Genomic DNA, 3,763 nt, shown 5'->3' on the forward strand with positions numbered 1-3,763 from the left:
CAGCCAAGAGCAAGATTGGCCCCGACGAATTATCAAAGTCAGGAAATTACTGCAAGTTCTGTTCATTCCTAGTTATTTCAACTCCCCCAGCTTTAGAGAACTGACCCAAAAACTTCGTCACTCTATCGGACCCAAGCCAGGGAATAATTCCCATAACTTAGCTGTCTCTACTAATAATAAAACCCCAACATGGGTTTCCCCTTTGCCAAAGCTAGAGACAGGAATTGCAATCTTACTCCTAGATGCCGAAAATTTACGGCTCAATACTGAAACCGAAAAGTTCCTAGCTCAAATTTCTTCCTACCCGGTTCAAATCAAGATTGCTTTTGCCAATTGGCGTGCTATGGGTAAGTATGACACTGAACTTCATACTCGTGGCTATGAGCTAATTCACGTCCCACCAGGAAAGGACAGCGCTGATTTCAAGATGGCTAGCGTTGGGTCTTCTATCTTTGTCCATTACCCAACCGCCAAGGAAGTCTTAGTCTGTTCCTCTGATGGGGTAATGACTCATCTTTGCACCACCCTACAAACCCATGGACTAACAGTCTATTTGGTGCGTAAGCAAAACGATAAGATCATTGTTTTAAATAACAAGACTCGTGAAACTCAAGCCCATTCTCTGGTTTCTGTACCAGAAATTCCCACCCTTGAGGAATTTATTAATCAACTCAAAGACATCCTCAAAGCTGAACAAAAACGCACTTCCAATGCTTGGATAAACCTGTCTAGACTATCTTATCTATTTGAGGCTAAGTATCAGCTTACCCTCAATCAAGTTGTGTCTCTGCGCTTGCCTGGAAAACTAACAACCGATATTTTTAGTGATTACCCTAAGGAGTTTGTGACTCATCACATACCTGGGACTTCAAATTTTTATATAACTCTATTTGACAAGCCAATTTCTTTCATTAAAAAGACCTCTTCTTTGAATACTATTCAGTTAAAACCTACTGTTAAGCCTTTATCTAAAATTGAATCTAAATCAGATTTGGAAGAGATACTAGTTAAACTCCTCAAGGATTTGAAGACAAACTATAAAGAACCTTATGTTCCGATCGCTCATATAGCTACTGAATTTAAAAAACAATACTCTCGACCCATTACTCAGTTGATGAGAGACTTAAATTTCAAAGGTACATTCCCCAAATTTTTGCAATCCTTGGGAGCGTTTAAACTAAAGAAAGTTGGTAAAGCTTATCAAGTTGCTTTAAGGTTAGACGGGTTGAATGCACTAGTTATTGAGCAGTAGACTTCGCGGCAGTTGTCAGGGAATCGGGAATCGGGAATCGGGAGTCGGGAATCGGGAGTCGGGAATCGGGAATCGGTAAAAAATCTGGCATTGCTGAATCTTTGGATCAATATGAATGAGTGGGGTGGGCATCCTGCCTGCCCCACAAGATCAGTATCTTCGGATCAATATGAATAAGTGGGGTGGGCATCCTGCCTGCGGTGAAAATATTGATAACGGGCAAGATGCCCGTTCCACAGCAAGATGCCCGTTCCACAGCAAGATGCCCGTTCCACAGCAAAATGCCCGTTCCACAGCAAGATGCCCCGTTTCCCCGATTCGTGAGTGCATAAGGTGCAACAGACAGAGAATTCTCACCATCTCCCCATTTCCCCATCTCCCCATTTCCCCATTTCCCCATCTCCCCATCTCCCGACCCAAATCTCAAAAACCTACCATTGTCAGGAGTAATGGGTAAGTCCTGAGAGATTGGCAATGTTACAAATTCGTAATTTTAGTGATAAATACTCACGGGATGAGATAATAATGTAAATAAATATTACATTTTGTTAGATAATGATTAGAGTATTTACAGACTTTGACGGTCCGATCATGAATGTGTCGGAGCGTTACTATCGGGTTTACCAGTTTTGTCTCAAAGAAATCCAACGCCCTAACCAGCCCATCCTGCCCATGTCCAAGGCGGAGTTTTGGCAGTGTAAGAGGGGGCGTGTTCCGGAGATAATTATTGGTATTCGTTCAGGTCTCGATCCCAGCCAAGCTGAAGCATTTGCTCAGCTGCGCCGTCAAACTGTACACACTCTGCCCTACTTAGTCCATGATCAACCGGTTCCCGGAGCTATAGATGCCCTGGAAAAATTACAAGAAGCAGGTGTAGATTTAGCCGTCATGACCATGCGTCGGGTGCGAGAGCTTGATGAAGCGTTCAGTCGCTTAGACCTGGAGAAATTTTTTCCCCCTAACCGACGGTATTGCCTGAGCAACGACTATGTTAAGACCGGTGACACTAAGGATAAACCTTTGCTAATGGCAAAAGCCCTCAAAAAACTCCCAGCTCAGTCTGATGTCTGGATGATTGGCGATACAGAAGCGGATATAGTGGCTGCCAAAACCCACGGTATTAAAGCAATTGGAGTTTTATCTGGAATACGCGATCGCACTCAGCTCAATCTCTACGAACCAGATTTTATCGTCAATAATCTCACTGAAGCGGTAGATTTAGTTCTAGACACAGCACTGCTACAAGCCGTATGATTTGCGATTTTAGCTGATCCGGCTAGAGCGCGCCCTACGCCTGACCCTCGGTCAGGGTAGGATGAAATGAACTGTTAAAGTTCAAGTCATTTTTTATGTCAAAAAAGCTATGGCTATCCTGGTTAGATTGTCTCGAAATTTAGGTAATTATATCACTAACTAGCTGTGCAGACAAGGGAACTTCGGATTAGGGAACAAAAAGGGCGTTGCTTAATAATGGAATGATTTTAAGAGTAGGTGCGCGCCTCCAAGGGCGAGTAAATCGCCCTTGGGTCGCACCTGTGGAATAGGCATCTTGCCTGTTCTTGATCTTTTGGGGCGGGCAGGATGCCCACTCTACTCCTATTCATTCAAAGACTGACGAAACGCCACAAAAAGGGTTTGAGCAACTTTAAGTTTCTTAACATAGTTAAAAAAATTGGCTCTCTAGCCTGTGGCTATGAAAAATTTTTATAAAATAATCGCGCTAAAGTCTTGGCTTACAAGGTTTGTGGTTATTTAAAAAAGCAATTTTCATAAAAATTGCTTTTTATGGCCATGATGCAGTCGCTCCCCATGAGCGACTGGCGTGGTTTCCACCAGGCAAACCCAAGCAAGGGTAGAGAAGTTTGGCAGATATCACATCAAGGGGAAAAGCACCCTAGCTAGACAAGGAACGTGCTTTTGGAGGCACGTCCTGATCCCCAATCCCCCATGCCTATTTTCAACGTAAGAAACAACTAATCAGCCATAGCAATACAAATGTCACCAATGTAGCCAGTTTTTCTGTTGTCAAGTCTAGGTTGGTGAATTGGCTTCCCAGAGAATTCCCCAGCAAACTACCCAATCCCACACCTAAAAACAGACCTGCCAGGGTTAGCAACACCGCACGACCAAATTGTTGTTCTTTCCGATTTAGGAAATAGATCGTGAATCCGAAGCCTATAGCCATCACCAACGGCAAAATCGAGTTTGCCGATGAGGTGTAAAGGACAGTAGCACTGCTTAAGATTAAGAACACTGCACTCGGCCAGATGATGTCTTCTCTTGTCGGAGTATCCCACAACCGTTTCAGCCACTCAGGAGAGTTATTAACTGGTGTTTGGGGAAAACTCGGTGGAGCTTGAGAAACCTTCTCTGGGAAACGAATGCGATCAGGAACTTTAATCTTTCCTTCCTGGCGCATCCTAAGTCGATCCATAATAATGGCATCGTAGGCCGCCTCTACGGTATCTAAAAGCTTTTGGTTACCACGATGCTTTTGCATCAGGCGACCTT

General features: G+C 43.8%; 4 protein-coding genes. 2 read left to right on the top strand and 2 right to left on the bottom strand.

Annotated elements, in window-relative coordinates; all coding sequences use genetic code 11:
* A partial coding sequence (locus tag F6K49_RS36950) for an NYN domain-containing protein (protein ID WP_293104925.1) occupies positions 1-1,252 on the top strand: 1,252 nt, incomplete at its 5' end.
* A gap of 106 nt (positions 1,253-1,358) precedes the next feature.
* Here the strand turns inward: F6K49_RS36950 and F6K49_RS36955 are convergent.
* Complete coding sequence (locus F6K49_RS36955; RefSeq protein WP_293104928.1) at positions 1,359-1,727, bottom strand: hypothetical protein; 369 nt, start codon at positions 1,725-1,727, stop codon at positions 1,359-1,361.
* An 80-nt stretch (positions 1,728-1,807) separates the two neighbouring features.
* On the opposite strand from F6K49_RS36955, the gene F6K49_RS36960 reads away from it, so the two are divergent.
* On the top strand, positions 1,808-2,506 hold the full coding sequence (locus F6K49_RS36960; RefSeq protein WP_293104931.1) for an HAD family hydrolase: 699 nt from the start codon (positions 1,808-1,810) through the stop codon (positions 2,504-2,506).
* A gap of 703 nt (positions 2,507-3,209) precedes the next feature.
* On the opposite strand, the gene F6K49_RS36965 is transcribed toward F6K49_RS36960, so the two are convergent.
* A partial coding sequence (locus F6K49_RS36965; protein ID WP_293104935.1) for a CPP1-like family protein occupies positions 3,210-3,763 on the bottom strand: 554 nt, incomplete at its 5' end.

It is taken from the genome of Moorena sp. SIO3I6, assembly GCF_010672095.1.

Excerpts from the sequence above, each read along its gene's own strand:
- F6K49_RS36960 (WP_293104931.1), top strand. The coding sequence starts at position 1,808 with ATGATTAGAGTATTTACAGACTTTGACGGTCCGATCATGAATGTGTCG.